Raw genomic sequence first — 25,835 nt, 5'->3', positions numbered from 1 at the left:
CTTGAGGTTGGCGCTGAGTCAAGACGAAGAACCCACTTCTGCACAACCTGCCCGGTTCCTCCTGGGCAGAGTGGCCAGATTGGCGAGTGCGGGACGGCCTGAGGTGGACAGATCGCCAGTACCGCGACACGCAGGGGTCACCCGGCGTGTGCGCCGACCTTGAACAGGCGCATCATGTTGCCGCCCATGATCTTGGCGATGTCGTCTTCGGGCATGCCGGCGAGGTCGTCGACGTAGGAGACGGGGTCGGCGAGGCCCTCGGGGTGGGGCCAGTCGGAGCCGAAGACGACGCGGTCCGCGCCGACGAGGGCGGCGAGCTCCTTGAAGTTCTCCTCCCAGAACGGGCTGACGTAGACGCACCGCTTGAAGGCGGCGATCGGGTCCTCAAGGAACGCCGAGGGCATCTTGGCGTAGGTGTCCGACAGCGCGTGGAAGACGTGGGGGATCCAGTCCGCGCCGTTCTCGATCGACAGGATGCGCAGGTCGGGGTTGCGGGAGAGCGCGCCGTGGCAGGTCAGGGCGTACACCGTGTCCTCGATCGGGCGCTTGCCCATCGCGGTCATCCGGAAGGCCGTCGGCCGGAAGGGGGTGAACTCCCCCGCGGGCTCCCAGGCCGAGAGGAACTCGTTGTAGCCGCTGTCGGACGCGTGCATCGAGACGGGGATGCCGGCCTTCACGCAGGCGTCCCAGAACGGGTCGAACTCCGGGAGCCCGAACGACCGGGAGCCGCGGAAGCCCGGCACCGGCGCGGGCCGCACCAGGACCGTGCGCGCACCGCGCTCCAGGCACCATTCGAGCTCGGCGAGGGCCCGGTCGACGATCGGGAGGGTGATCACGGGGGTGGCGAAGATGCGGCCCTCGTAGTCGAAGGACCAGGTCTCGTGCATCCACTGGTTCAGGGCGTGGATGACGTCGTGGATGAGCTCGGGGTCGTCCTTCATCCGCTCCTCGACCAGGCTGGCCAGGGTGGGGAACATCAGCGAGTAGTCGAGGCCGAGGTCGTCCATGACCTTCAGCCTGGCGGCCGGCTCGCGGAAGGCGGGGATCGCCTTCATGGGGTCGCCCATGATCTCGCGGTAGGACTTGCCGTCGGGGTTGCCGTTGCGGAAGTAGTCCTCCTGCGCGCCGGGGCGCGCGACGACGTCGAACGTGGGGTTCGGGATGTAGTCGCTGATGTGGCCCCGGACCACGATCTTCGTGCGGCCCTTGACCTCGATGTAGTCGATGGCCCCCTTGGCCCGGTCGGGCAGGAACTTGGTGAGCGCCTCACGTGTCTCGTACAGGTGGTTGTCGGCGTCGAACACCGGAAAGGCGAGCTCACGAGACGGCATGTCATTCTCCTCAAGGTCGGGGAACGTTCGGACCGGTTCGGGTAATGACATTACCAACTAACCAAGGGCCAGGGAAGTCTTTTCATTACCAGACCATGACGGATACGCTGCGTCCGCGTCCGGAAGCCGAACAGAAAGGCGCTCGAATGACGTTCGACCTGGCCCATCTCCGCGACCGTCTCGACCTTGAAACCACAGGTGAGGGAGTTTTCACGGGCAAGAACCTCGCGCTCGACTACAGCCGGGTATTCGGTGGGCAGATCCTCGCCCAGACCATCATGGCGCTGCAGAAGATCGCCGAGGGAAAGGAGCTGAAGTCCTTCACCCAGCATTTCCCACGGGAGGGCGACGTGACCCTTCCGATGGAATACCGGACGACGGTGCACCAGGCCGGCCGGACTTTCGCCACGGCCGGGGTCCGGGCCGTCCAGGGGGAGCGGCTCGTCAGTCTCGCCAGTGCCTCCCTGCACCGGCCGGAGCCCGGCATCGAGAGGTCCGATCCCGCCCCCGAGGCCGGATCACCACGGGACGCGGTCCCGCTCGACCTGCCGATGGTGCCGTGGGAGATCCGGGTGGTCGGCGACACCGACCTCACCCGGCGCGACGTCCGCCCCGCCCGCTACCGCTTCTGGACCCGTGTCCCCGAGCCGCTGCCGGACGACCCCTGGCTCCACCGTGCGCTGTTGGCGCACGCCACCGACCTCACCGTGATCGGCACCGCGCTGCTGCCCGTCGAGGGTCTGTCCCAGGAGGACGCCGGCATCGCGTTCCATTCGGCTGTCACCTCCCACACCATGTGGTTCCATCAGGGGTTCCGGCTCGACGGGTGGCTCCTTGTCGACCAGGCCGCGCCCGTCATGTCCGCCGGGCGCGCCTTCGGCGGCGGTCACGTGTGGACCGCCGACGGCCGGCTCGTGGCGTCCTTCGCCCAGGAGTCCATGGTCAGGCCGGTCGCGCCGGTCACCGGCTGAGCGGCGGGCCGGGCGGTCGGCGACCCGCTCGGCCCACCCGTGCTCAACCGCGCCGGGCGATCTCCGACTTCATCCCCTCGAGGCCGACCAGGACGGGCAGCCCGCTGACCGTGACGGCGTTGCCGTGGCCGAGCTGGTGGATGTCGAAGACGGCCTGGACCGCGGTGGTGAACCCCTGGACGTCGAGCGTCTGGTTGACGGCGCGTTTGGCCATCCGCAGCGCGAACGCGTCCTTGGCCGCGATGTCCAACGCCAGCTCGCGGGTGCTGGCGTCGAGGTCGGCCGCGGGGACGACGCGGTTGACCATGCCGATCCGCAGCGCCTCGTCCGCCCTGATCGCACGGCCCGTGAAGAGGATCTCCTTGGCCAGGCGGGGGCCGAGCTCCCAGGTGTGGCCGTGGTACTCCACCCCGCCGATGCCCATGGCCACGACCGGGTCGGAGAACTTCGCGTCGTCGGCGGCCACGATCAGGTCGCACGGCCACACCAGCAGGAGCGCGCCCGCGATGCACGCGCCCTGCACCGACGCGATCGACGGCTTGGGCACGTTGCGCCACCGCAGCGAGTACTCCAGGTACTGCTTCGCCTCGGTCGCGTAGATCTCGTTCACCGTGAACTTGCGTGGCGTCAGCGGATCACCGGTGCTCAGGTCATGCCCGGAGGAGAAGTGCCTGCCGTTGCCGCGAAGGACGATCACCTTCACCTCGGGATCGTCGGCCGCCCGCTGCCACAGGCCGTCCAGCGCGTGCAGCAGCTCGGGGTTCTGCGCGTTGGCGACCTCCGGGCGGTTCAGGCTGATCGTGGCGACGCCGTCGGCGACGTCGTACAGGACAAGGGCCTTGTCGGTGTTGCTCACAGCTCCTCCTGTCACAGGCCGAGCAGGTCGGCCAGATGGGTTCGGTGCCGCCCGCAGTCCCCGAACAGCAGTTCGGAGGTCTTGGCGCGCCTGAGGTGGTGGTGGCTGGGGTGCTCCCAGGTGAAGCCGATGCCGCCGTGCACCTGGAGGCCGCCCTCGACGGCCTCGGTGTACATCCGCGAGCACCATGCCTTGGCGATGCTCGCGAGGATCTCCAGTTCCGGGTCGTCGTCGTCAAGGGCCGCGGCGGCACGGCGGGCGGCCGCGGCACCGGACTCCACATCGAGGTAGATCTCGGCGAGCAGGTGCTTGACACTCTGGAACGAGCCGATCGGGCGGCCGAACTGCGTGCGGACCTTGGCGTAGGCGACGGCCGCCTCCAGCGCGGCCTCGGCTCCGCCGACCTGCTCGCAGGCGAGCGCGACCGCGGCGGCGCAGCGGAGCCTGCGCGCGCCGTCTTCGCCCGCCAGCCGGACGGCCGCCGCGCCGTCGAAGGAGATGTCGGCGAGCCCGCGCGTGGGGTCGAGCACCGTCCGCGAAGCGACCGTGACGCCCCGCGCCCTGAGGTCGACGAGGAACAGTTCGCCGGAGCCGACCTCGACGACCGCTACGTCGGCGTCGGCGGCCCCGACGACATGCCTGGCCGTGCCGACGAGCCCGCCGTCCGCCCAGCGGATCTCGCTGACCGCCGCGGGCAGCGACGGCGCGACGGCTCCCAAACGCCCGCCCCCCGCCAGGTCGCCGATGAGGTCCTTGTCGACGGGTTCGCCGTGCAGCAGGGCGTCAAGGGTGAGGACGGTCGGCAGGAGCGGTCCCGCGTACAGACCGCGGCCGCATTCCTCGAGGACGACGGCGAGTTCCCGGAAGCCGCCGCCCGATCCGCCGAGCGGCTCCGGCGTCGCGAGCCCCGCGAGCCCGAGATCCCCCGAGAGCCGGGCCCACAGGTCGCGGTCGAAGCCGGAGCGACGATCCCACGCCTCGGCGGGCGCGCCGCCCTGCTCGGCGAGCACGGCGCGGACTGAGTCGCGCAGCGTCCGCAGGTCGGCGTCTGTGCTGTCGGCCATGTCAGGGCTCCTTAGGCAGGCCGAGGACCCGTTCGGCCAGGATGTTCTTGATGACCTCGGTGGTTCCGCCGGCGATCGTGCTGCACCGGGCGAGCAGGTAGTTCCAGGCGGGGCCGGACGGCGCGGGGTCGAGGCCGTCGAGTCCGGCCAGCGCGATCTCGGTCGCGGGCAGCGCCTGGCTGAGCCGGCTCCACGCGAGCTTGATGAGCGACTGTTCCGGTCCTGGCGCGCCGCCCGCCTCGGCGTCCGCCAGGGAGTTCTCGCCCATCATCGCCAGCACCCGCGCCTGGAGGTAGCGGGCGGCGAGCTCGTCCCTTCCCCGGTGGTCAAGAGCGGCCGGCCCGGCGCGCCGGTGCTTGGCGACGAGGCCCGCCGCCGCGCTCTCCAGCAGCGCGGCGACGGTGATCACTCCGGCGCGCTCGTGCGCCAGCGTCGTCATGGTGACGTTCCAGCCCGCGTTCTCCGGCCCGATCAGGCAGGACACCGGCACCCTGACGTCGTGGAAGAACATCTCGGCGAAATCGGCGTCGCCGGTGATCTGCCGCAGCGGCCGCCGGTCGATCCCGGGAAGGTCGAGCGGGACGGCCAGGGCCGAGATGCCCTTGTGCTTCGGGGCCCGTCCGTCGGTGCGCACAAGCAACTGGCAGTGGGTGGCCTCCATGCCCTGGGACGTCCAGACCTTCTGGCCGTTGAGCACGTAGGAGTCGCCGTCGCGGACGGCGGCCATGCGCAGCCCGGCGAGGTCGGAACCGGCCTCGGGTTCGCTGAACCCCTGGCACCACAGCTCCGAGCCGTCAAGGATGCGCGGCAGAGACGCCTTCTGCTCCGGCGTGCCCCAGGCCATCAGGGTCGGGCCCACGTTGTTGACGCCGAGCACCCCGGCGATGCCCGGCGCGCCGAGCTCGGCGAAGGCGAGGTCGCAGGCCACCCGGTCGGCGACGCCGAGACCACGGCCGCCGTACTCGACGGGCCAGTGCGGCGCGGCCCACCCACCGGCCGCCAGACGGCGCTGCCAGTCGAGCCGGGCCGCGTGCGACCGGTCATCTCCCCATTCCCGTACGAACTCCGGGAGCGCGTCGCCGAGGAACCGCATGAGCTCCTGCGCGGGCGGGGAGGCGGCGATCCTGCGCTCGGCCGAGGTCCCCGTCATCGCGACGGCACCTCGACCACCATCGCCGCACCCATGCCGCCGCCCGCGCACATCGCGGCGACGCCCCGTCCGCCGCCGCGTCGCCGCAACTCGTGGACCAGGCTCACCACCATCCGCGCGCCGGTGGCGGCGATGGGATGCCCGAGGCTGCATCCGCTGCCGACGGGGTTGACGTCGGCGGGATCGAGCTTGAGCAGCCTCGTCGCCGCCGCCGCGACTGACGCGAACGCCTCGTTGATCTCGAAGACGTCGACGTCCGCGACCGTCAGGCCGAGCCGGTCGAGGGCCTGCGGGATCGCCCGGACGGGGGCAAGGCCCGTCATCTCGGGCTCGACCGCGACGGTCGACCAGCCGCGCACGTACGCCAGTGGCGCGAGTCCCCGCTCCTCGGCCCGGTCCCGGGACATGAGGACGACGGCGGCCGCGCCGTCGTTCACGCCGGCGGAGTTGCCGGGCGTGATGCCGAACCCGTCGATCTCGGGATGCAACGGGCGCAGGGAGGCCAGCTTCTCCAGGGTGGTGGAGCGACGCGGATGCTCGTCCACCTCGAACACCGCGTGCCCGCCGTCCCTGCCGACCACGGTCAGCGGCACGATCTCGTCGCGGAACCAGCCGAGGTCGCCCGCGTTCACCGCCCGGCCGTGGGAGGCGTGGGCCCAGGCGTCCATCTCCGCCCGGGTGAGACCCGCCTCGACCGCGGTGTTCCAGCCGACCGTGATGCTCATGTCGTCGTTCGGCGCGCCCTCCCGGCTCTCGTGGGAGGGCGGGATCCATCCTTCGGCCCAGTCGTCGGTCCCCGGCGTGCGGAACGCCGACCGCGGCGACGTCGAGGTGGAGTGCGCGCCGCCCGCGATGACCACGTCCTGGGCTCCGGTGGCGATGCTCGCGGCGGCGATGGCGATGGCGCTCAGCCCCGACGCGCAGTGCCGGTTGACGGCGAGGCCGGGCACCCGCGTGAGCCCGGCGGACAGGGCGGCGTGCCGGGCGACGTCTCCGCCGCCGTACATGGACTCGCCGAGGACGACGTCGTCGACCTCGTCCGGGCCGAGCCCGGTCCGGTGCAGCGACTCCACGATCATCGCGCGGGCGAGTTCGAACGCTGTGGTCTCGGTCAGGCTGCCCTTGAACGAGGTTCCGATCGCGGTTCGGCAGGCGGACACCAGGACGGCATCGGACATGCGTGCTCCCAAGAAGGTCAAAGGGGTCGGGGCAGCGACAGGGCGTGCTGGGCGATGATGTCGCGCTGGATCTCGCTGGTCCCCGCGTAGATCGTGGTTCCCTTGGCGTGCCGGACGGCGTACTCGAACCCGCCCCCGCGCACGGCGGACGGCTCGCCCCGCGAACGGAGCGCGTCGGCTCCGACGAGTTCGAGGACGGCGGCGGCCTGGCGTTCGAGCCGCTCAGTGCTGAAGAGCTTCGCCATCGAGCCCTTGCCCCGCACGTCGAGCCCCTCGGACTGGAGCCAGACGCTGCGGCGCTGGAGCAACAGCGACACCTCGATGTCGGCGCGGGAGCGGCCGATCCGCTCGGCCACCGCCGGGTCACCGATCCTGGGCCTGCCGTCCTCGCCGACGGCCTCCCGCGCCCAGGCGACGAGGTCGGCGAGCAGCCGTTGTTGCTCGCCGACGAACCCGTTCGCGTGCTCCCTGGACAGGGCCGCGCCCATCACCTTCCACCCGCCGTCGACCTCGCCGATGCGCAGGTCGTCGCCCACGCGAACGTCGTTGTAGAAGGTGATGTTGGTCCGCTCGCCCGAGAGGGTGCGGACCTCCTGGATCTCCACCCCCGGCTGGTCCATCGGCACGAGGAAGGTCGTCAGGCCCCGGTGCTTGGGCACGTCGGGATCGGTGCGCGCCAGCAGGAACACGTAGTCGGCGATGTGCGCGTTCGTGGTGAACATCTTGGATCCGGTGATCGTCCAGCCGTCGCCGTCCCTGACCGCCCTGGTGGCCGCGGCGGCGGCGTCCGAACCGTTCTCCGGCTCGGTGAAGCCAAGCGCGATCACGATCTCCGCCGCGAGCGCGCGGGGGATGATCCGCTGCTTCAGCTCCTCGGTGCCCAGCAGCGCGATCACATGGGAGACCATCATCGTGGTGCCGATGCCGTAGGTCGGGGCGTTGCGGCGCTGGAGCTCCTCGGCGTGCGCGAGGACCTCGAGCGGGGACCGTCCCTGCCCGCCCTCCTCCACCGGCCAGCCGAGGGCGAGCCAGCCGCGCTCGCTCACCGCCTTGGAGAACCGGGGATGGTGGTTGACGCCGCTGCGGTGGCACTCCTCGAGGATCTCGTCGGTCAGCACCTCGTCGAGGAAGGCGCGGGTCTCCGCCCGCAGCCGTTCGCTCCCCTCGCCCAGGCCGAAGTCCATCACAGTTCCCCTTCCGCGCGGGCGGCGGCGGTCCGGAAGCTGGCCGCCGGTTCCTCGAGCACCGCGGCCCAGGAGCGGGCGCGGCGGAAGTACAGCTGGACGGGGTACTCGAGCATGAAGCCGTACCCGCCGTGGAAATGGAGCGCGTCGTAGGTGGTGTCGCGCGCGGTCTCGGCGGCGAAGCCCAGGGCCAGGGCGGCTAGTTCGCCGAACCGCCCGGGGTCGGCGTCCGCGGCCCAGGCCGCCTCCCGGACCAGCAGCTCACAGCCGTCGACCTCGCAGGCCCGGTCGGCGAGCCGGTGCGCGACCGACTGGAACGCCCCGACCGGCCGTCCGAACGCCTTACGCTCCTTGACGTAGGCGACGCCGATCTCCAGGGCCCTGGTGGCGAGGCCCGACAGGGCCGCCGCGGTCAGGACCCGCCATTCGTCAACCGCCTTGCCGAACAGCGCGAGCGCCTCAGGTCCCGTCAGGACGGCCGGGTCGTCCGCGGCGACGGCGACGTCGGCGAGCGGCAGGCAGCCCAGGTTCCTGACGGGTTCGGCCCGGCCCGCCAGCGGCACGAGCAGCAGCCGGTCGCCGTCGAGCACCAGGGCGTCGTCGGCGATCGCGCCAGCGGGAACGAGCCCCGCCGACCCGGCCGACGCCGGCCGGACCGCGATCGTGACGACGCGCTTTCCGGCGAGCATCTCCGCAAGGGCGGCCTGCGGCCCCGCACCGGGCAGGCGCGCCAGCAGCCGGGCGGCGACCTGCGCCTCGATGAGCGGCGCGGGGGCCAGGCACCCGCCGTGCCGCTCGGCGACGAGCGCCAGGTCGAGCAGCGTGATCGCCTCGCCGTCCTGCCCTGACGCGACGGCCATGTCCACGGCCCCGATCCGCAGGAGCCGGGACCACAGCGACGGCAGGTGGCCGAGCGGCTCGGCCTCCCGCACCGCGTCCGGCGTCACAAGATCGCCATAGAGGTCGGCGAACGCCTCGGTCAGCCGCCGTTGGTCATCACTCGGTCTCAGATCCACGCGAGCCCTCCCCGACGCCCGCGCATCGCACCGACCGACGGAAGGGGGCGTCTCCGTTCTTGCGCCAGATCATCGCAGAGAACCCATTGACTGGCAATAGCCTTACCCGGCTAGGGTAACCCTATTACCAAGCGGAGGAGGCATGCGGTGCGGATCGACGGCAACAGCGTGATCGTGACCGGCGGCGCGGGCGGGCTCGGCGCGGCGACGGTGCGGCGGCTCCACGCCGCGGGCGCCCATGTGGTCGTCGCCGACGTGGCCGACGAGCGCTCGGCCGCGCTCGTCGCGGAGCTCGGGAAGCGGGCGTGCCACGTGCACACCGACGCCTCATCGACCGATGACGTGCTCGCGGCGATCGCGACCGCCCAGCAGATGGGACCGCTGCGCGCGGTGGTGACCGGTCACGCCGGTCCGGCGGTCGGCGGACGGCTCGTCGGCAGGGACGGCTCGCCCCTTGAGCTCGACGGCTTCCGGACCACCCTGGAGTCCTACCTGACCAGCACCTACAACGTCATGCGGCTGACGGCGGCGGCCATGGCGGCCTCCGAGCCGGAAGGCGACAGCGGCCGTGGCGTCATCATCACCACCGCCAGCATCGCCGCGTTCGAAGGGCAGATCGGACAGCTGGCCTACACGGCGGCCAAGGGCGGGGTCGCCGCCATGACGCTGGTCGCCGCCCGCGACCTCGCCGTGCGCGCCATCCGGGTGCTGACCATCGCGCCCGGCACCTTCTACACCCCGGCGTTCGGCATGTCGGAGGAGGACGCGACCGCGCGGTTCGGCGCGGCGATCCCCTATCCCCCGCGCATGGGCAGGCCCGCGGAGTACGCGCGGCTCGTGGAGTCGATGATCGACAACGACTACCTCAACGGCGAGACCGTCCGGCTGGACGCCGCGCTGCGCTTCGCGCCGAAGTGAGCCGGGCCGCGGGCCCCGGCCGTCAGCGGCCGGGGCCCGCGAGCGTGCCGGCCAGGCCGTCGACGCAGAACTCCAGCAGGTGCTCGCTGTTGAGGACGCCGCCCGCCAGCTCAGCGCCGAGGGCGTGCATGCTCGCCGCGCCCATGACCGTCTGCAAAGTGATGATCGCCAGGATCTCGGGGTCGAGGTCGGCGCGGTACACGCCGTTGGCCACGCCGCGCACCACGAGGTCGCGGATCAGCCGCTGCAACGGGGCGAGCACCCTGGCGAAGTCGGCCGGGCGGGTCTCGGCGAGCTGCAGGTTGTAGATGACCAGCGCCCGGTTGATCCCCGTACCGATGTCCTCGCCCGGCTTGCCGTAGATCTTCTCCAGCAGGAACTTCAGCCGCGCGCGGTCGTCCTCGATCTGCTCGATCTCGGTCCGCCAGGCCGCGGTGCTCTCCATGATGATCTCTTCGAACAGGGCGAGGAGCAGCTCGTCCTTGCTCCCGAAGTGCTGGTAGAGCGCGCGCAGCGAGGTCTTCGCGCGCTCCACCAGCTCCTGTGCGGTGAAGTCGGCGCGGCCGGTCTCGCTGAGCAGCTCCGTGGCGGTCCGCATGAGCAGCCGGGACCGCGTCTCGGCCTTCGCCCGGGCCTCGCGCAGCGATCGTTCGACCGACCGCTCACGCCAGGTCCCCGTCGCAGCCGCCGCGTCGTCGCCGTCCACCATCGTGCCTCCGTTGTCCGCAGCCGACGGAACTCGCCCGCCGGTGAATGCGGGAAAATGCGTTCCTCCGGAAGTGTAGCTGGCCCGCGATAAGGAGATTACCGTTCGACTCGGCCCTCACGTTCCCTGACCATCGCCGACCGGTTGACCTTGGTGGCGGCGGTCCGCGGAATCCGGTCGACGAGTTCGACGGTCTTGGGGACCTTGTAGGCGGCCAGCCGCGCCCTGGCGAAGGAGACAACCTCGGCCTCCGTGACCGCGCCCGACCCCGCAGACGGTTCGACCACCGCGTGGACCCTGCGGCCCCACCGCTCGTCCGCGAGCCCGATGACGACGACGTCGGCGATTCCCGGATGCTCGATCAGCGCGCTCTCCACCTCGGCCGGGAACACATTGGCCCCGCCCGTGACGATCATGTCCACCCGCCGGTCCGCGATGTAGAGGTAGCCGTCCTCGTCAAGACGGCCGATGTCCCCTCCGGAGGCGAAGCCGTCCTCGGTGGCGGGGAGCCGCGCGGCACCGCCCCGATAGCTGTAAGTACCGCTCGCCGGCGACCTCAGGTAGATCTCCCCGAGTTCGCCGACGGGCACGTCATCGAGGTTCCCGTCGAGGATTCTGATCTCCGTTCCCCGGGAGCCACGGCCGACGCTGCCGGGGTGCGCCAGCCACTCGTCGCCGCGCAGCGCCGTCAGGCCGAGGTTCTCCGTCATGCCGTAGGCCATGACGACCTGTTCCGGCGAGAGCAGGTCGAACCAGGTGCGCAGCAGGCCCGGCGGCATGACCGCCGCACCCTGGAGAATCCACCGGAGGCTCGACAGGTCGCGGCCCGCGACGCCTTCGACGGCGGCGATCCGCTGCAGCATGGTGGGCGTCGCGGTGAACGTCGTGATCGCGTGCCTTTCGATGACGTCGAGGACGAGCGCTGCGTCGAACCGTTCGAGCACCACGAGCACGTCGCCGCCCAGCAGGGAGTTCAGGGTCGCGAAGCCGTTGGTGTGGTACATCGGCCCCGGGACGAGGATCGTCTGGGGGCGTGCCACCGGCTCCCAGTGCTCGAGGAACGGCCGGGACAGCTCGGGCGACCACAGGGCGGGCCGCTCGTTCACGATCACCTTCGGGGTGCCGGTGGCCCCGCTGCTGCAGATGCCGCTGTGCTGGGGCGAGGTCAGGTCCGGCACCGCCCCCGGCTCCTGGGCGGCGGCGAGGTCACGGAACTCCGCGAGCCGGTCGCCGTCGACCACGACGGCCGGGTCTATCGCGGCGAGGACCCTGCCGCGCTCCCAGTCGGGCAGGTCCCATCGGACCGGGACGGGCACCGCGCCCGCCTTCCAGACGCCGAGGGCCGCGAGCACGAGGTCCACCGAGTTGGGCACCGCGAGCGCGACCCTGTCGCCCGCGCCCGCGCCCCGCAAGCCGAGCGCCCGGCACCAGCGGTTCGCGCCCTCGTCCACCGCGCGCCGGGTCAGGCTCCGGAACGCGCCGCCCGCGTCCACGACGACCAGGGCGAGCGCCTCGGGTTCCGCGTCGGCGAGTTCCCGCAGCCGGACGCCGAACGGCACACCCTCCACGGCGCTCACGCGCGGACCTTCGGCGGGATCACCGTGCGGGAGGCCAGCGGCCCCTCGGCCGCCGCGCGCATCGAGATACGCGGCAGCACCACGCGGGGGTCGAGCGAGTCAAGGAACCCGACGACTCCGGCGACGTCCTCAGGCTGGAGTGCGTGCATCTCGAACGAGACGTCCTGCAGCATCGGCGTCTCGACCGGTGCGGGGATCACGAGGTTGACGTTGATCCCGTCGCGCTCCAGTTCGGCGGCGAGCGACTCGGCGAAGGCGTTCATCCCGGCCTTGGACGCCGAGTAGGCCGCGCGGCCCTTCATCCCCTGCTCGCTTGAGGAGGACGAGATGAGCACGATGCGGCCGCCCTGGCGCATCTTCGGCAGCACGCCCTGGACGGCCACCAGCGTGGAGCGCAGATTCGCGCGGAGCACGGCGTCGAAGTCCTCGACGCGCTCCTTGCGGACGAAGGTCCCGGCGAGCGTCCCCGCCGCGTGCACCAGCAGGTCGACCCGGCCGACCGCGGCGACGACCCCGGCGAACCCGACGGGGTCGGCCGCGTCGGCGGCGACCCAGCGCGCGCCGATCCGCTCGGCGGCCGCGCGCAGCGGCTTCGCGGTCCGCGCGGTCAGCACCACCTCGTAGCCCCTGGCCATGAGCACTTCGGCGCAGGCGAGCCCGATGCCGCCGCTCCCCCCGGTCACGACGGCGGTCCGGGGGGAGTCTCGCGGTTCAGCGGGGTCCATGTCCTTCTCCTTCCTGCGGGGCCTATGACGCCTATGACGCCCGTGTCATCATCAGATCTCGTCGCGCGCACCGCGCCTCCCTCCTGGGCGGGCGAAAGGGCGGACATGCACGTGCCGCCGGGACGCCAAGCCCACCGCGAATGTGATCTTGGCCATAGGGAGCCCGACGTCGCTGTCAGGTACCGCTATCCTTGGGTCATGTCAATGGAGAAGACCGGCGCCGCCGTTCCGCACCGGCCGTCGATGTCGGGCGGCGCCCCGGCGAGGGAACGCGCCCTGCGCAAGCAGGGCCGGGACACCATGCGCCGACTTCTCGACGCGGGCCGGACGGCCTTCAGCGAGATGAGCTACCACCAGGTCAGGGTCGCCGACGTCGTCAAGATCGCCAAGACCTCGCACGGCACCTTCTACCTGTACTTCTCCAACAAGGAAGACCTGTTCAGGGCACTGGCCAGGGACGCCATGCAGGACGTCGAGGAACTCGCCGAGCGCTTCCCGATGGTCCTGCCGTCCCCCGCGGGGCACGCGGCGCTGCGCGCCTGGATCGAGGAGTACGGCGAGCTCTACACGACCCACTCCGCGGTGATCCGGCTGCTGACCCAGCCCGACACCGTCGGCGAGGAGCTGTGGGCCGACGGGATCGACATCCTGGGCAAGCTCAGCAAGGCGATGACCGCGGTGATGTCGGACTCCGGACGTGACGCGCGCTCCGCGGAGCTCACCGCGCTGTCCTGCCTGATGATGATCGAGCGCATGAACTTCGTGCAGTCCCTGCGTCACCTCATCACCCTCGACCGGGACGAGATCACCGACAAGCTGACCGACATCACCTTCGCCGCCTTCCTGTCCACGCCCGTGCGCTGACGGCCGTCAGGCGGGCATGATCTGCCCTCCGTCGACGCAGAGCACCTGGCCCGTCACGAACCTCGCGTCGTCGCCGGCGAAGAACACCGCGGCCCCGGCGACGTCCTCGGGCTGCAGCACGGTCTGCATCGCGGACATGTACTTGATCATGTCCTGGAAGCCGCGGGGGACGATCTTGTCGGTGGCCTCCGTCATCGTCACGCCTGGCGAGATGCAGTTGACCGTGACGCCGTACTTGCCGAGCTGGCTCGCCATGAACTTGGTCAGTCCGATGACGCCCCACTTGGTCTGGCTGTAGCTGAACGCGCCGACCTCTTCGAACGGCCTCTCGCTGGGCGGAAGCACGTACATGTAGGCGGCGTTCGAGCTCTGGTTGATGATGCGGCCGTACTTCTGTTCCACCATGTAGGGCGCGACGTTCCTGGTCATCAGCCACGCGCCGTGCAGGTTGACGTCGAAGACGCGCTTCAGGTACTCGGGTGAGTTGTCGGAGTTGTCGATGTCGTAGTACAGCGCGGCGTTGTTGACGAGGATGTCGATCCTGCCGAACCTGGCCGCGGTGTGCTCCGCGCAGGCCGCCGCCGAGGCGTCGTCGGAGATGTCGGTGACGACGAGCTCGACCTCGCCCCGTCCCTTCAGATCCTCCAGTGCGCGGGCGCCCCGCTCGGGACTGATCTCGGCGATGACGACCTTCGCGCCCTCGGCGAGGAACCGCTCGGCGAATGCCTTGCCGATGCCCTGTCCCGCGCCGGTGATGATCGCTGTCTTGCCCTCGAGCCTCATGGCCTCTCCTAGTCTGTGTTGAGCAGCAGACAGCCCGCCAGCGGACCGCCTCCCGCCGCCACCACGGCGACCGACGCGTCGGCCACCTGCCGTTCTCCCGCCTCATGGCGGAGCTGCACGACCGCCTCGTGGAGGTGGCCGAACCCGTGCAGCCGTCCCCCGGAGAGCTGGCCGCCCCAGGTGTTCAGGGGCAGTTCCCCCGTCCGCGCGATGCGTTCGCCGCCCTCGACGAACGGTCCTGACTCGCCTTCCCCGCAGAACCCGAGCGCCTCGAGCCACGACAGGGTCAGGAAGCTGAAACCGTCGTAGAGCTGGGCGCAGTCGACGTCGCCGGGGCGCAGGGTGGTGCGCGACCACATCTGCGCCGCCGCGTCGTGGGCGGCCATCCGGGGGAAGTCCGCGCGCTGGTCCCAGCTGGGACGGCCGTGCAGCGCCGCGCCCATGGCCGCGAAGCGCACCGGCGGCTTCGGCAGGTCGGCGAGCGTCTCGACCGACGAGACCACCACGGCGGTCGACCCGTCGGCGGGGACGTCGCAGTCGTAGAGGCAGAACGGGGTCGAGATCATGCGCGCGGCGAGGTAGTCGGCCATGGTCAGCGGCGTCCGGTAGATCGCGTTCGGGTTCAGCGCCGCGTTCGCCCGTCCGACCAGCGCGACCTGCGCGAGCTGCTCGCGGGTCGTGCCGTAGTCGTGGAAGTGCCGTGCGGCGTTCAGCGCGAGCCAGTTCGCCGCCGAGTAGGCGTGGAAGGGCAGGGTCCATTCCAGGAATCCCGACGCCCGGCCGCCGCCGCGGCCCTGGCCGCGCGACCCGCCGAGGCCGATGCCGCCGTGCCCGGCGCTCGCCTCGGTGACGGTCCGGTAGACGACGACGTGCCGGGCGAGCCCGCACGCGACCGCGCAGACCGCGTTGATGACGGGTGCGAGCTGCGCCGGTCCCTCGGGTCCCCCGCTGTGCCAGTTGAGCTCGAGGCGCAGCGCGTCCTGGACGTCCGGGGTGCCGGGACCGGAGAAGCCGGGCGGGGACGCCATCGCACCGGGGTAGGCGGCGAGCCCGTCGATGTCGTCGCGGGTCAGCCCGGCGTCCTTGATGGCCCGTTCGATCGCCTCGATCGTCAGGTCGAGCGCACCGCGGCCAAGACGCCTGCCGACGGCGGACTGGCCGGTCCCGCTGATGACGGCGAGGTCCTCGGCCCTCACTGCCCGACCTCCGCGAACACGGGGATCCAGACGTCGCGGTCGTTGACGAAGCCGACCTCCATCAACGCGCCGATGGGCGGTTCGCCCTCGACCCCCGTCATCAGCCGGAGTCCCGGTGCGTCGTCCAGCTCGATGAGGCCGATCGAGTAGGGCACCGGCACAGTGGCGTTCCAGGGCTGGTGGTTGACCGTGATCGACACGAGGGTGCCGCGCCCGCTCACCTGCTCGGGTTTCAGATCGCGCGACAGGCAGGACGGGCAGACCGGCGCGGGCGGGTGCAGCCAGCAGCGGCAGTCCTGGCAGCGCCACAGCATCAGCCTGCCCTCGCCGCCCGCCGTCCAGAACACCCGGTTGCGCTCGGTCAGCTCGGGCAGAAGCCGGAACTCGGTCACCGCGCTCACTTCCCGTCGAACAGGACGACCTGGCGCAGGGCGTCGCCGCTGCGCAGGTTGGCTATCGCGTCGTTGAGGTCCGCGAACGCGATCCGGCTGGTGATCATCGGCTCGAGGTCGAGGAGGCCGGACCGCCACAGGTCGACGAAGACCGGCACGTCCCTGCGCAGGTCGCAGGAGCCGTAGACGGCGGGCCGGATGGTCTTGGCGTCCATCAGCAGCGCGAGCGCGTCGATCGACCAGCGGTCGTCCGCCGAGCCAGCGCCGGCGATCACGAGGTCGCCGCCGCGCGCGGTCAGCTTCCACGCGGTGTCGATCGCCGCCGACTTCCCGACCGCCTCGAAGACGTAGTCGAAGCCCTGCCCCCCGGTGAGCAGCCCGGCGGTGGCCTCGACATCGTCAGGACCCGCCGTGTGGGTCGCGCCGAAGGTCAGCGCCGCGGCGTGCTTGGCGGGGTTCGGGTCGACCGCGAGGATGACCGACGCTCCCGAGATCTTGGCCCCGGCGATCACGGCGAGGCCGACGCCGCCGGAACCGACGACCGCGACCTTCGCGCCGGGCCGCACCTTCGCGGTGTTGATCGCCGCGCCGACCCCCGTCGCGACGGCGCAGCCGAACATCGCCGCGTACTCCAGCGGCACGTCGTCGGGCACCTTGACGACGGCCTGCCGCGGCACCACGGTCTCCTCCGCCCAGGTGCCGACCCCCGACATGCCGAAAGCCGGCGTGCCGTCGCCGAGCAGGAAGCCTGGACTCCCGTATGCCTCGATGAGCAGCGCGATGCACAGGTGCGGATGGCCGCGCAGGCACTCCCCGCACCGCCCGCAGGACGGCGTCCAGTTGACGACGACGTGATCGCCGACCGCGACCTCGGTGACGTGCGCGCCGACGGCGGCGACGATCCCCGCCCCCTCGTGGCCGAGCACCGACGGGAGCGGCATGCTCGGCAGCACCCCGCTCATCGTGGACAGGTCGGACTGGCACACGCCGGTCGCCCTGATCCGCACCTTGACCTGCTCAGGTCCCGGATCGATCGTCGTGACGTCGTCAAGCAGCTCGACCTTGTCGGCCCCTACCCGGTGCAGCACCGCGGCGCGCGCCATGGTCACTCCTCCCAGTCGATGATGTTCTGCTCGCCCTTGGCGGTCAGCCGCACGGTCCGGCCGACCGGTTCCTCGCGTCCGGCCTCGGCGAGGAGGGCGGGGTCCTCGATCCAGCCGTAGGCCCGCGCGCCGTCGGGCAGCTCCACCACCGCGATGCCGCGTTCGGCGACGCCGTCGCGGCCGTGGACCACCGAGCACGCGGCGACGACGGCGTCGCCCTCGTGCCGGTCGACGACCTCGCGCGGTTCCCCGACGGCTCCGAGATCGACGCCGGCGGCGAAGCCCGGCTCCGCCGACCACACGCCGTAGATGTGCTTGGTCATGTGCATGCCGACCCCGGACAGCAGGCCGTGCCCGCCCTCCTCGCGCAGCCTGCCGGTCAGCGTCGCGAGCGCGTGCAGCAGGTAGGCCGAGCCGGGACCTCCGGCGAAGGGCAGGCCGCCGGTGACGGTGAGCCCCCGAGGGTCGCCGGGATCGAGCCCCAGGGCGTCGCAGGCGAAGCGGACCGCTGAGCCGAAACAGGCGTAGAGGTCGAGGACGCCGATGTCGTCGAGGCCGAGCCCCGCGGTCGTCAGCGCGGCGGCGGAGGCGGCCCGCATCGCGGCCGAGCGGTCGAGGTCCGCGCGGGCGGCGATGTGCCAGGCGTCCTCGGCGTAGCCCTGGCCGCGCAGGTACACGCGCCGGTCGGCCGGGACCCCCGCCGCGTCGGCCGCGGCGGTGCTGGTGAGCAGGACGGCCGCCGACATGTCGACGTCGATGACGGCCACCGTGTGCTTGGTGTAGGGCGACCCCACCAGCCGGTTGCCGGGCGTCGGGGTCACGAGTTCGTCGGCGGCGCGGCGCTGCCGGAACCACGCGTAGGGGTTGGCCTCCGCGACGGCGCTCATCGCGCTCATGATCGCCCCGCGCGACCTGCGTTCTTCCTGCGGGGACTCGCCGCTCGCCGCCCGTCTGGCGGTCTCCAGCAGGGCGAAGGTCAGCCAGGCCGGGTGGACCCCGTGCGCCAGCTCGGTCGCGAGCGGGTACACCTCGAGCGGGTAGGGCGGGCGGGGCGTCGCGGGGAACGACCACGCGGTCCGCTCCCCCGCCTTGCGGGCGGCGCGGCGGGTGGCCAGCGCCTCGCCGCCCACGACGAGGGCGACGTCCATCTCGCCCCTGGCGATCGCGGCGGCCGCGTCGCCGACGAGCCGCTGCGGCACGTTCCCGCCGATGCCGGAGTACCGGCGCTGCCGGGGGTCGGCCCCCAGCAGCGCGGCGAGCCGTCCGGCGGGATCGTCGTAGGACCAGGACTCGCAGTAGACGACCTGGAGCGAGTCGAGCGCCCCGAGCAGTCCGGGGGCCCCGCTGTCCTTCGCCGCTTCGGCGGCCGCCTCGGCCCACTGCTCCAGTGGTTCGGGGGCGGGTGTCCGGCGGTAGGTCCGCTGGCCGACGCCGACCAAGCAGGGGGTTCTTGGATCCATTACCGTCCTTCCACGGTCGGGAGGGCAGGTGCGGCGGTGCCCGTCCGGGCCGGGCTCGGGAGGGCGCGTACCCGGGCCCGGCCCGGGGCTCTGGTTGACGACGACGGTTCGCGAGAAGCCGTGGGCAAGACCATGACATAGCCGTCACGTAAAAACCAGTGTCTCAAGCGAGAAGACCGGCGAAACGCCCTTGAATCAGGGATCAGACCCCCAAATTGCCGCGTTGCCAGCTTCGAACTATGACGTTGATGTCAGTAAAGTGATAGCCTCCGGCTCGGCGCCAGAACCTGAACGAGGAGCGAGCCCGTGTCAGAGCATCGGATGACCATCGACGGCCAGAGCGTGGACGCCGACGAGTACTTCGACGTGGTCAACCCCGCCACCGAGGAGGTCGTCGGCCGCGCGCCCCGGTGCGGCCCCGACCAGCTCGACCTCGCCCTTGCGGCCGCGCGCCGCGCGGCCGACGGACCCTGGTCACGCGATCTCGACCAGCGGCGCGCCGCCCTGTCGCGGGCCGCCAAGGTGGTCGAGGAGGCGCTCGGCGACATCTCGACGCTGCTCACCCTGGAGCAGGGCAAGCCCCTGGCCGACTCCATGGCCGAGCTGATCGGCGCGGTCATCTGGCTGCAGCACTTCGCCGACCTGCCGCTCCCCGGGCCCGAGGTGGGCGGGGACGCCGGCTGCCGCACCGAGCTCCACCGGCACCCGCTCGGCGTCGTCGCGGCGATCACGCCGTGGAACGTCCCGGTCGTGCTGGCCTGCTGGAAGATCGCACCTGCGCTGCTCGCGGGCAACACCGTCGTGGTCAAGCCGTCGCCCTACACCCCGCTGTCCACGCTCCTGCTCATCCAGCGATTGCAGGCGGCCTTCCCGCCCGGCGTGCTCAGCGTGGTGTCCGGCGGCGACGAACTCGGCGCGGCGCTCACCCGCCACCCCGTCCCGCGCAAGATCACCTTCACCGGGTCGGTGGCGACGGGCCGCAAGGTCCTCGAGGCGGCCGCGCACGACCTCAAGCGCGTGACGCTCGAACTCGGCGGCAATGACGCGGGGATCGTCCTTGACGACGCCGACGTGGACGCCGTCGCCGACGCCCTGTTCTGGGGCGCGTTCTACAACACCGGCCAGGCGTGCGTCGCCATCAAGCGCCTCTACGTCCCCGAGCGGCTGCACGATCCGATCGTCGACGCGCTCGCCGGGATCGCCGCCGACGTGGTCGTCGGCGACGGCATGCAGCCCGGCGTCCGGCTCGGCCCCCTGAACAACGCGCCCCAGCTCAACCGGGTCACCGAGCTGGTCGATGAGGCGCTGGCCGGCGGGGCGAGCGCGGTGGTCGGCGCGGAGGTCCGCGAAGACCGCGGGTTCTACTACCCCGTCACCCTCCTGACCGGAGCACGCGCCGACATGCGCGTCGTCGCCGAGGAGCAGTTCGGCCCGGTCCTGCCGATCCTCCCCTACTCCGACGTCGAGGAGGCGATCTCGTCAGCGAACGCGACGTCCTACGGGCTCGGCGGATCGGTCTGGGGCTCCGACACCGACCGGGCGGCCCAGATCGCCGGAAGGCTCCGCTGCGGCACCGCATGGGTCAACGCGCACATGGCGCTCGGTCCCGAGCAGCCGTTCAGCGGATGGCACGACAGCGGTTACGGCACGGAGAACGGCCTGCTCGGTTACCACGAGTTCACGCAGGCGCAGCTCGTCCGCACCCCCAAGGCGGACGCGCCGGCACCCTGGTGAAGTCCCCCCGAGACGGCGAACGGCCGGTGCTCCGCGCACCGGCCGTTCGCCGTCCGGCTCATCCCCCGGACGCCGCGAGGCCGCGGAGCGCGCCGACCGTCGCGGCGTCCCTGGCGATGTGCTGGAAGGGGTCGAAGCGGAACGCCTTCATGGCGTTCAGATGGGTGATCTTGTTGATCTCCTCGTCGCTCACGCCGGCGAAGTGCTTCATCGCCATCTCCGGCGCGTGCGGCCAGGTCGAGTCCGAGTGCGGGTAGTCGCACTCCCAGGTGATGTTGTCGATCCCGATGCGGTCACGCTCGGCGACGCCCGCCTTGTCGTCGATGAAGCAGAAGGTGAAGACCTCCCTGGCCCGCTCGCTCGGCAGTTTGTCGCCGAAGTCGGCCTTGGTCCAGAAGCGGTGCTGCTGGTAGACGTAGTCGACCCGCTCCAGCGCGTACGGGAGCCAGCCGATGCCGCCCTCGGACAGCGCGAACCTGAGGTCGGGGAAGCGCTTGAGCACCGGCGACCACAGGACGTTCGCGAACGCCTGGATGCTGTTGACGGGCTGGAGCGAGATCAGGACGTCCATCGGGGCGTCCTCCAGCATGACGAGCTTGGACGACGACCCGATGTGCAGGCAGATCCGGACGTCGTGCTCGACGCAGGCCCGGTAGAACGGGTCCCAGTGCTCGGAGTGCAGGCTCGGCCAGCCCAGCGCGCTAGGGTCCTCGGAGAACGTGACCGCCGTGCAGCCCTTGGCCGCGACCCTGGCGACCTCGGCCGCCATCAGTTCCGGATCCCAGATCGGCGGGATCGACAGCGGGATGAACCTGCCGGGGTGCGAGCCGCACCACTCGTCGATGTGCCAGTCGTTGTAGGCCCGGAGCATCACATACGACATCTCCTTGTCCTTGGCCTTGCTGAACAGCTGGCCGCAGAACTGCACGAACGACGGGAAGCACATCGAGGACAGGACCCCGTTGAGGTTCATGTCCTTGACCCGCTCGACGTGGTCGTAGCAGCCGGGACGGATGTCGGTGTAGGCGGTCGGGTCCCAGCCGTACTCCTCCTTGGGGCGGCCGACCACGGCGTTGAGCCCGATGTTGGGAACCTTGATCCCCTCGAAGACCCAGACGTCGGAGCCGTCCTCCATCCGCACGCTTCGCGGCGCCTGGTCACGCCACCGGTCGGGCACGTGCGCGTCGAACATGTCCGGCGGCTCCACGATGTGGTCGTCCACGCTGACCAGGATCAGGTCCTCGATGTCCATAACACTCCCTGACGTATACGTCATGTTCGGCTCAGGGTAGCGAACGCCCCCGTCGGGCACCACCGCCGGTTTTACGCGCTTCTCCGCGCTCGCCGCCACCGATTCTCCCTTGAAGCATCCGCTTCCTCGGATGCTAACCATGACATGAACGTCAGAGAAGTGCTACCGTCGCGATCGAGAACCACGGCCGACGGCAGGAGTGACGATGCCCCTTGAACCCTTCGAGCTGAGGCCCGGAGACGACCGCCCCTGCTACGACATGGCCGTGCAGACCATGCCGCGCGAGCGGATGCGCGAGATCAGGGAGCGGCGGCTCCGCGAGACCGTCGCACGCGTCTTCACCAAGCCCGTCCCGTTCTTCCGGCGCAAGCTCGCCGCCGCCGGCGTCACCGACCCCCGCGACATCACCTCGCTGGACGACCTGCGGGCCATCCCCGTCACGGTGAAGCAGGAACTGCGCGACTCAGAGGCCGAGCACCCGCCCGTCGGCGACTACCGGGGCACCGACGTGCGCGAGAACGTCAAGCTCGGCACCTCCACCGGGACCACGGGCACCCCGACGGTCTGCCTGTGGACCAAACGCGACCTGCTCATCGACTGCGAGGCCGGGGCCCGGATGTTCTGGGCGATGGGGATCAGGCCCGGCCATGTCATCACCCACGCCCACCCCTCCTACCTGTACGGCGGTGGAGCCCTCCAGACGCTCGCCTACGAGCATCTGGGCTGCCTGACCATGCACGTCCCGCCGCCGGACGACGAGGAGCTCGCCGAGAAGGGGCTGCGCATGTGGCAGCGCCTCCCCCCGGACTTCCCCTTCATGGGGTTCTCGACCGGGGCCTTCATCACCCACGCCGAACGGCTCGGCCTCACCCCCCAGGAGGTCGGGCTCGACTTCTCCCGGATGCCCAACCTCGGCGGCAGCGACGGCACCCTCGGCCTGTCGACGGCCGGGGCCGAGTGCTTCGCCTACCTCGGCGCGCCCTGCGGCGACCGGCGCGGCTCCCACCTCGCCGAGGACTACACCTGCGTCGAGATCCTCGACCCCGACGGCGACCCCGTGCCCGACGGGACCTGGGGACGGCTTGTCGTCACCACCTTCGGCCGCGACAACTTCCTGCTCAGATACGACCTCGAGGAGGTCGCCAAGACCGACTCAAGCCCGTGCGGCTGCCCGCAGACCTCGGTGCGCGGCTGGTGGGGCGGGCGCGAGAAGGACCTGATCACCGTCCAGGGCAGGTCGCTGCTGCTCCCGGAGATCGAGCGGACCCTCCGCACCGTGCGCGCCCTGTCCCCGCTGGAGTACCAGGTGGTCAGGCCCGCAGGCCGGGACGCGGCGCTGCGGATCAGGGTCGAGCGCGGCAGGTCGAGCGAGGAGCCGATCGAGGTGCTCGCCGACGCCGTCCGCGACGCCTTCACCAAGCTCGACATCGTCGTGGACCCCGAGATCCTGCCCCGCGACACGCTCCCCCGCGCCGGATACAAGTCGACCCGCGTCGTCACCGAACCCTGAGGAGGGGTCCGAGCCATGCGTGATCTCCAGACCTTCACGCTCGCCGACATCAGCCGCGAGCACTCCCGCAGCTGGCCGGAGCGGACCGCGGCAGTCTGCGGTGACCAGCGGCACACCTACCTGGCCCTGGACGACCGGGTCAACCGGCTGGCCAACGCGCTCGCTGTGCGCGGGGTGCGGGAGGGCGACCGGGTGCTGTGGCTCGGCCAGAACTGCCACAGGCTCGTCGAGGGAATGCTCGCGACGGCCAAGCTGAAGGCCGGGTTCTGCCCGGTCAACTGGCGGCAGTCCGTCGGCGAGTTCGGCCATGTGATCGAGGACCTCGCCCCCGCGGTCGTGCTCTGGCAGTCCCAATGCGAGGTCGCCGACACGCTCGCCGACGTCCAGAAGCTCCACGGAACCGCCGTGTGGATCGACGCCGACACCGAGTACGAGCGGATTCTTGCGGAGTCCTCGGCCGAAGACCCCCTCGCCGACGACGACGACCTCGCGCCCACCCTGTTCATGTACACGGCGGCGTTCTCCGGCCGTCCGCGCGCGGCGATGCTCTCCCACCGCGGCCTGATCGCCCAGAACCTGACGATCTCGCTGGTGCAGGGCATCACCCCCGAGTTCGTCTTCCTCAACACCGGCCCGCTGTTCCACATCGCGACGATGATGACGACGCTCGCGACCCTGCACATGGCGGGCACCAACGTGTACACGCCGCGCAACGACGCCGTGGAGTTCTGCCGCCTCATCGACGCCGAGAAGGTGACGGGCGCGTTCCTCATCCCGCACGTCGCCAAGCAGATGGCCAGGGCGAACGCGGCGCGCAAGTACGACCTGTCGAGCCTCAGGACAGTCCCGATGGGCGACAAGGACTTCCAGGAGATGACGTCCCGCGCGGACTCGCCCTGGATGCGCAAACCCGGCGGATACGGCCAGACCGAGGTGTGCGGGATGCTGACGCTCTCGGCGTTCGGCGACGCGCCGCTCGGCCCGGGACGGCCGACGCCCATGGCCGGGCTGCGCATCCTCGACGAGTCGGGCCGGGAGGTGCCGCACGGCGAGACCGGCGAGATCGCCGCACGCGGCCCCGTCGCCATGCTCGGCTACTGGAACGACCCGCGGGAGACCTCCCGCAGGCAGGACGGCGGCTGGCACCGCACCCACGACCTCGGCCGCCGCGAACCCGACGGAACCGTCACCTTCATCGGGCCCAAGACCGAGCTGATCAAGACGGGAGTGGAGAACGTCTACCCGGCCGAGGTCGAGCAGGCCCTGTCCCAGCACCCCTCGGTCGCCGAGTCCATCGTCATCGGCGTCCCCGATCCCCAGTGGGACCAGAGCGTCAAGGCGGTCGTCAAACTGCACGCCGGTGCGGAGGCCACGGCCGAGGAGCTCATCGCGCACGTGAAGTCCCTGCTCGCCTCGTACAAGAAACCGCGCACCGTCGCCTTCGTCTCCGACTTCCCGCGACTGGACAGCGGCTGGGTCGACCGCGACGCCGTCCGGGCGGCCCACGGCGCCGGCGGCACGCCGGGCCGCGGCGTCTAGCCCCGTCGCGCGGGCCCCGCTCCGGCGGGGCCTCCCCCGTTCCCCGATTCAGGAAGGATCCGGCGCATGTCCCCGCACACCGACCACCAGCCGCACTCCGCGTCACCCAAGGACGCCGACCCCATGGAGTCCTACACCAAGCTGGCCGGCGACGTCCGCGACCCCTACCCGATGCTCGCCGCGATGCTCGCCGAGGCGCCGGTGCACCGGATCGACCTCGGCCATCTCATCGGCAGGGACACCGGCGGCGTGAAGAACCCCGCCCTGTTCACCGTCCTGGGGTACGAGGCGGTGCACGAGGTCCTGGGCGACAGCAAGACCTACTCCTCCGCCATCTACGACAAGGTCATGGGCCCGGTCATGGGCCACACGATCCTCGCGATGGACGCCCCCGAGCACATGAGCCACCGCGGCAAGATCGCCCACGTGTTCCGGGCCCGCGCCCTCACCCGCTGGTCCGACGCCGTCATCGGCGCGACGGTAGACGACCTCATCGACCGGTTCGCCGCAAGGGGTTCCGCCGACCTGATCCGCGAGCTCACCTTCCCGTTCCCCGTCCAGGTGATCGCGAAGATCCTCGGCCTTCCGCCCGAGGACTACAAGGACTTCCAGCGGCTGTCGCTCGACCTCATCTCGATCCAGAACGACCGTCCGGCGGGCCTGGCCGCGAGCCGCGCGCTCAGCGAGTACTTCACCCCGCTGATCCGCGAGCGGCGGGCCGACCCGCGCGACGACGTGATCAGCGACCTCGTCCGCGCCGAGATCGACGGACGGCCCCTGGCGGACGAAGAGATCCTGCCGTTCCTGCTGCTCCTGCTGCCGGCCGGCGCGGAGACCACCTACCGCTCGTCGAGCAATCTGCTGTTCGGCCTGCTCAGTCGGCCGGAACAGCTGGCGGAGGTCAAGGCGGACCCCGAGACGCTCCTCCCGCAGGCGATCGAGGAGGCCCTGCGCTGGGAGCCGCCGCTGCTGAACGTGGTCCGCGCGCCAGTGCGCGACGTCCAGTTGGCGGGCGTCGACATCCCGGCGGGCGCGATGATCTCGGTGTCGATCGCGTCGGCGGGCCGCGACGCGGGCAGGTACGCCGATCCCGACGTGTTCGACCTGCACCGCGACCCGGAGCAGCACATCGCCTTCGGCCACGGGATGCACCTGTGCCTCGGCATGCACCTCGCCCGGCTGGAGACCCGCATCATGGTCACGCGGCTGCTCCAGCGGCTCCCCGACCTCCGCCTCGACCCCGACGCGCAGGACGTGCACATCCACGGCCTCATGTTCCGGTCGCCGCCCGAACTCCCCGTCCTGTTCACCCCGGCCTGACACGGC

At 71.3% G+C, this 25,835-nt stretch carries 23 protein-coding genes; 7 read left to right on the top strand and 16 right to left on the bottom strand.

Annotated elements, in window-relative coordinates:
- Nucleotides 1-137 precede the first annotated feature (137 nt).
- Nucleotides 138-1,331 carry an amidohydrolase family protein gene (locus tag R9X44_RS17080; RefSeq protein ID WP_319815164.1) on the bottom strand — a complete coding sequence of 398 codons (1,194 nt, stop codon included), beginning with the start codon at nucleotides 1,329-1,331 and terminating at the stop codon, nucleotides 138-140.
- 146 nt (nucleotides 1,332-1,477) lie between these two features.
- Between R9X44_RS17080 and R9X44_RS17075 the strand changes: the two genes are divergently transcribed.
- Nucleotides 1,478-2,302, top strand: a complete 825-nt coding sequence (locus tag R9X44_RS17075; protein WP_319815163.1) for an acyl-CoA thioesterase — start codon at nucleotides 1,478-1,480, stop codon at nucleotides 2,300-2,302.
- Nucleotides 2,303-2,345: 43 nt separating this feature from the next.
- Here R9X44_RS17075 and R9X44_RS17070 read toward each other — a convergent pair whose 3' ends face one another.
- Genes R9X44_RS17070 through R9X44_RS17045 form a run of 6 tightly spaced genes read right to left on the bottom strand, consistent with a single transcriptional unit; the run spans nucleotide 2,346 to nucleotide 8,750 of the window.
- The gene (locus R9X44_RS17070) at nucleotides 2,346-3,158 is read right to left on the bottom strand and encodes an enoyl-CoA hydratase (protein WP_319815162.1); all 813 of its coding nucleotides are present in this window, start codon (nucleotides 3,156-3,158) and stop codon (nucleotides 2,346-2,348) included.
- An 11-nt stretch (nucleotides 3,159-3,169) separates the two neighbouring features.
- Entirely contained in the window at nucleotides 3,170-4,222 is a 1,053-nt protein-coding gene (locus R9X44_RS17065; RefSeq protein ID WP_319815161.1) for an acyl-CoA dehydrogenase family protein, read from the bottom strand.
- A 1-nt stretch (nucleotide 4,223) separates the two neighbouring features.
- On the bottom strand, nucleotides 4,224-5,372 hold the full coding sequence (locus R9X44_RS17060; protein ID WP_319815160.1) for an acyl-CoA dehydrogenase family protein: 1,149 nt from the start codon (nucleotides 5,370-5,372) through the stop codon (nucleotides 4,224-4,226).
- Nucleotides 5,369-6,550 carry a thiolase family protein gene (locus tag R9X44_RS17055; RefSeq protein WP_319815159.1) on the bottom strand — a complete coding sequence of 394 codons (1,182 nt, stop codon included), beginning with the start codon at nucleotides 6,548-6,550 and terminating at the stop codon, nucleotides 5,369-5,371. The genes R9X44_RS17060 and R9X44_RS17055 overlap by 4 nt, the downstream gene beginning before the upstream one ends.
- Nucleotides 6,551-6,567: 17 nt before the next feature.
- Nucleotides 6,568-7,734: an acyl-CoA dehydrogenase family protein gene (locus R9X44_RS17050; protein ID WP_319815158.1), complete on the bottom strand. Its 1,167-nt coding sequence runs from the start codon at nucleotides 7,732-7,734 to the stop codon at nucleotides 6,568-6,570.
- Nucleotides 7,734-8,750 (bottom strand): acyl-CoA dehydrogenase family protein, encoded by a 1,017-nt coding sequence (locus R9X44_RS17045; protein ID WP_319815157.1) that lies wholly within the window; start codon nucleotides 8,748-8,750, stop codon nucleotides 7,734-7,736. Before R9X44_RS17045 ends, R9X44_RS17050 begins: the two co-directional genes overlap by 1 nt.
- Before the next feature lie 147 nt (nucleotides 8,751-8,897).
- On the opposite strand from R9X44_RS17045, the gene R9X44_RS17040 reads away from it, so the two are divergent.
- Nucleotides 8,898-9,668 (top strand): SDR family NAD(P)-dependent oxidoreductase, encoded by a 771-nt coding sequence (locus tag R9X44_RS17040; RefSeq protein WP_319815156.1) that lies wholly within the window; start codon nucleotides 8,898-8,900, stop codon nucleotides 9,666-9,668.
- A gap of 22 nt (nucleotides 9,669-9,690) precedes the next feature.
- Here R9X44_RS17040 and R9X44_RS17035 read toward each other — a convergent pair whose 3' ends face one another.
- From R9X44_RS17035 to R9X44_RS17025, 3 genes are all read right to left on the bottom strand, one after another.
- On the bottom strand, nucleotides 9,691-10,377 hold the full coding sequence (locus R9X44_RS17035; protein ID WP_319815155.1) for a TetR/AcrR family transcriptional regulator: 687 nt from the start codon (nucleotides 10,375-10,377) through the stop codon (nucleotides 9,691-9,693).
- Nucleotides 10,378-10,472: 95 nt separating this feature from the next.
- Nucleotides 10,473-11,951 carry a class I adenylate-forming enzyme family protein gene (locus R9X44_RS17030; RefSeq protein WP_319815154.1) on the bottom strand — a complete coding sequence of 493 codons (1,479 nt, stop codon included), beginning with the start codon at nucleotides 11,949-11,951 and terminating at the stop codon, nucleotides 10,473-10,475.
- Nucleotides 11,948-12,676 carry an SDR family oxidoreductase gene (locus tag R9X44_RS17025; protein ID WP_319815153.1) on the bottom strand — a complete coding sequence of 243 codons (729 nt, stop codon included), beginning with the start codon at nucleotides 12,674-12,676 and terminating at the stop codon, nucleotides 11,948-11,950. The genes R9X44_RS17030 and R9X44_RS17025 overlap by 4 nt, the downstream gene beginning before the upstream one ends.
- A gap of 198 nt (nucleotides 12,677-12,874) precedes the next feature.
- Here R9X44_RS17025 and R9X44_RS17020 point away from each other — a divergent pair, with 198 nt between their 5' ends.
- Entirely contained in the window at nucleotides 12,875-13,540 is a 666-nt protein-coding gene (locus R9X44_RS17020; protein ID WP_319815152.1) for a TetR/AcrR family transcriptional regulator, read from the top strand.
- Between the two features lie 6 nt (nucleotides 13,541-13,546).
- Here the strand turns inward: R9X44_RS17020 and R9X44_RS17015 are convergent, their stop codons facing one another.
- From R9X44_RS17015 to R9X44_RS16995, 5 genes are read right to left on the bottom strand one after another with little or no spacing between them, the layout of a single operon-like run.
- Nucleotides 13,547-14,323: an SDR family oxidoreductase gene (locus R9X44_RS17015; RefSeq protein ID WP_319815151.1), complete on the bottom strand. Its 777-nt coding sequence runs from the start codon at nucleotides 14,321-14,323 to the stop codon at nucleotides 13,547-13,549.
- A gap of 8 nt (nucleotides 14,324-14,331) precedes the next feature.
- The gene (locus R9X44_RS17010) at nucleotides 14,332-15,519 is read right to left on the bottom strand and encodes a thiolase family protein (protein WP_319815150.1); all 1,188 of its coding nucleotides are present in this window, start codon (nucleotides 15,517-15,519) and stop codon (nucleotides 14,332-14,334) included.
- Nucleotides 15,516-15,911, bottom strand: coding sequence for a Zn-ribbon domain-containing OB-fold protein (locus tag R9X44_RS17005; protein WP_319815149.1), 396 nt, complete (start codon nucleotides 15,909-15,911; stop codon nucleotides 15,516-15,518). The genes R9X44_RS17010 and R9X44_RS17005 overlap by 4 nt, the downstream gene beginning before the upstream one ends.
- Nucleotides 15,912-15,916: 5 nt before the next feature.
- Nucleotides 15,917-17,014 (bottom strand): alcohol dehydrogenase catalytic domain-containing protein, encoded by a 1,098-nt coding sequence (locus tag R9X44_RS17000; protein WP_319815148.1) that lies wholly within the window; start codon nucleotides 17,012-17,014, stop codon nucleotides 15,917-15,919.
- Between the two features lie 2 nt (nucleotides 17,015-17,016).
- On the bottom strand, nucleotides 17,017-18,474 hold the full coding sequence (locus R9X44_RS16995) for an acetyl-CoA synthetase (protein WP_319815147.1): 1,458 nt from the start codon (nucleotides 18,472-18,474) through the stop codon (nucleotides 17,017-17,019).
- Between the two features lie 306 nt (nucleotides 18,475-18,780).
- Here R9X44_RS16995 and R9X44_RS16990 point away from each other — a divergent pair, with 306 nt between their 5' ends.
- Entirely contained in the window at nucleotides 18,781-20,208 is a 1,428-nt protein-coding gene (locus R9X44_RS16990) for an aldehyde dehydrogenase family protein (protein WP_319815146.1), read from the top strand.
- Nucleotides 20,209-20,266: 58 nt separating this feature from the next.
- Here R9X44_RS16990 and R9X44_RS16985 read toward each other — a convergent pair whose 3' ends face one another.
- Complete coding sequence (locus R9X44_RS16985) at nucleotides 20,267-21,460, bottom strand: amidohydrolase family protein (RefSeq protein ID WP_319815145.1); 1,194 nt, start codon at nucleotides 21,458-21,460, stop codon at nucleotides 20,267-20,269.
- A 205-nt stretch (nucleotides 21,461-21,665) separates the two neighbouring features.
- Between R9X44_RS16985 and R9X44_RS16980 the strand changes: the two genes are divergently transcribed.
- The 3 genes from R9X44_RS16980 (at nucleotide 21,666) to R9X44_RS16970 (ending at nucleotide 25,829) form a co-directional block, all read left to right on the top strand.
- A complete protein-coding gene (locus R9X44_RS16980) occupies nucleotides 21,666-22,970 on the top strand; it encodes a hypothetical protein (protein ID WP_319815144.1) in 1,305 nt (434 codons plus the stop codon).
- Between the two features lie 15 nt (nucleotides 22,971-22,985).
- On the top strand, nucleotides 22,986-24,509 hold the full coding sequence (locus R9X44_RS16975; RefSeq protein WP_319815143.1) for an AMP-binding protein: 1,524 nt from the start codon (nucleotides 22,986-22,988) through the stop codon (nucleotides 24,507-24,509).
- Nucleotides 24,510-24,575: 66 nt separating this feature from the next.
- Complete coding sequence (locus tag R9X44_RS16970; RefSeq protein WP_319815142.1) at nucleotides 24,576-25,829, top strand: cytochrome P450; 1,254 nt, start codon at nucleotides 24,576-24,578, stop codon at nucleotides 25,827-25,829.
- Nucleotides 25,830-25,835 lie beyond the last annotated feature (6 nt).

This window comes from Actinocorallia sp. A-T 12471 (assembly GCF_033875155.1).
Lineage (GTDB): Bacteria > Actinomycetota > Actinomycetes > Streptosporangiales > Streptosporangiaceae > Actinocorallia.
The sequence above is the reverse complement of the archived record's forward strand: the minus strand, read 5'-3'. Positions and strand labels throughout refer to the sequence as shown.

Bases quoted from the DNA above. Each gene is read 5' to 3' on its own strand.
- R9X44_RS17080 (WP_319815164.1), bottom strand. From the start codon at position 1,331: ATGCCGTCTCGTGAGCTCGCCTTTCCGGTGTTCGACGCCGACAACCAC.
- R9X44_RS17075 (WP_319815163.1), top strand. From the start codon at position 1,478: ATGACGTTCGACCTGGCCCATCTCCGCGACCGTCTCGACCTTGAAACC.
- R9X44_RS17065 (WP_319815161.1), bottom strand. From the start codon at position 4,222: ATGGCCGACAGCACAGACGCCGACCTGCGGACGCTGCGCGACTCAGTC.
- R9X44_RS17060 (WP_319815160.1), bottom strand. From the start codon at position 5,372: ATGACGGGGACCTCGGCCGAGCGCAGGATCGCCGCCTCCCCGCCCGCG.
- R9X44_RS17055 (WP_319815159.1), bottom strand. From the start codon at position 6,550: ATGTCCGATGCCGTCCTGGTGTCCGCCTGCCGAACCGCGATCGGAACC.
- R9X44_RS17050 (WP_319815158.1), bottom strand. From the start codon at position 7,734: ATGGACTTCGGCCTGGGCGAGGGGAGCGAACGGCTGCGGGCGGAGACC.
- R9X44_RS17035 (WP_319815155.1), bottom strand. From the start codon at position 10,377: ATGGTGGACGGCGACGACGCGGCGGCTGCGACGGGGACCTGGCGTGAG.
- R9X44_RS17025 (WP_319815153.1), bottom strand. From the start codon at position 12,676: ATGGACCCCGCTGAACCGCGAGACTCCCCCCGGACCGCCGTCGTGACC.
- R9X44_RS17020 (WP_319815152.1), top strand. From the start codon at position 12,875: ATGTCAATGGAGAAGACCGGCGCCGCCGTTCCGCACCGGCCGTCGATG.
- R9X44_RS17015 (WP_319815151.1), bottom strand. From the start codon at position 14,323: ATGAGGCTCGAGGGCAAGACAGCGATCATCACCGGCGCGGGACAGGGC.
- R9X44_RS17000 (WP_319815148.1), bottom strand. From the start codon at position 17,014: ATGGCGCGCGCCGCGGTGCTGCACCGGGTAGGGGCCGACAAGGTCGAG.
- R9X44_RS16995 (WP_319815147.1), bottom strand. From the start codon at position 18,474: ATGGATCCAAGAACCCCCTGCTTGGTCGGCGTCGGCCAGCGGACCTAC.
- R9X44_RS16985 (WP_319815145.1), bottom strand. From the start codon at position 21,460: ATGGACATCGAGGACCTGATCCTGGTCAGCGTGGACGACCACATCGTG.
- R9X44_RS16980 (WP_319815144.1), top strand. From the start codon at position 21,666: ATGCCCCTTGAACCCTTCGAGCTGAGGCCCGGAGACGACCGCCCCTGC.
- R9X44_RS16975 (WP_319815143.1), top strand. From the start codon at position 22,986: ATGCGTGATCTCCAGACCTTCACGCTCGCCGACATCAGCCGCGAGCAC.
- R9X44_RS16970 (WP_319815142.1), top strand. From the start codon at position 24,576: ATGTCCCCGCACACCGACCACCAGCCGCACTCCGCGTCACCCAAGGAC.